This window comes from Trabulsiella guamensis ATCC 49490, from assembly GCF_000734965.1.
Taxonomy (GTDB): domain Bacteria; phylum Pseudomonadota; class Gammaproteobacteria; order Enterobacterales; family Enterobacteriaceae; genus Trabulsiella; species Trabulsiella guamensis.
Genome location: NZ_JMTB01000182.1, coordinates 1 through 895 on the forward strand (window position 1 = coordinate 1; position 895 = coordinate 895).

Below are 895 nucleotides of genomic sequence, written 5' to 3' on the forward strand. Positions count from 1 at the left end.
TGATCAGGCGTGAAATTATGGGGATCGCATCATGACATTTAACGCCAGTGATGTACTGCTTCCTTATCAGAAACGGTGGATTGCGGATGATTCCCCCCTCAAGATTGCCGAGAAGTCCCGTCGTACCGGTCTGACGTGGGCAGAGGCATCCGACGCGGCGCTGACCGCCTCCCTGCGAAAGGTGGATGGTGGCTCAGATCACTTTTATATCGGCACCACGAAAGAGATGGCGCGTGAATTTATAGACGCCTGTGCCATGTGGGCAAAGGCATTCAACGCGGCGGCCAGTGATATCGGTGAGGAGGTCGTGAAGGACGAAGGCAGGGACATTCTGACCTTTGTGATCAACTTCGCCAGCGGGTTTAAAATCAAGGCGCTGTCCAGCAACCCCAGCAACATCCGTGGGATGCAGGGGAATGTCACCATTGACGAAGCGGCATTTCATGAGCGGCTGGATGAGCTGCTGAAAGCGGTCACCCCGCTGCGATCGTGGGGCGGGAAAATCCGCCTCATCTCCACGCACAACGGCATTGATAACCTGTTTAACCAGCTTATCCAGGAAAGCCGTGCGGGCAAAAAAGATTACCGGATCCACACCATCACCCTGGATGACGCCTGTGATGACGGCCTTTATCGCCGTATCTGCCAGGTGCGCGGACTGGACTGGTCACCTGACGCGGAGGCGGACTGGAAAGAGGGCCTGCTGCGGAATACCGCGACGCGCGACGATGCGCTGGAGGAGTATTACTGCGTGCCGAAAAACGGCAGCGGCGCGTATATTCCCCGCTCCCTGCGTGAGCGGGCCGCCCGTGGCCCGTGTGTGGTGTTGCGCTTTACCGGCACACCTGAGTTCAGCGCCATGCCGGAAGGACAGCGTCGCATTGATATGCAGGAC

1 protein-coding gene is annotated in these 895 nt (G+C 57.9%); it reads left to right on the forward strand.

Annotated features, from left to right (window positions below; translation table 11 throughout):
- Positions 1-31: 31 nt before the first annotated feature.
- The coding region (locus GTGU_RS23430) for a terminase large subunit domain-containing protein (protein WP_038163630.1) at positions 32-895 on the forward strand (864 nt) is incomplete at its 3' end.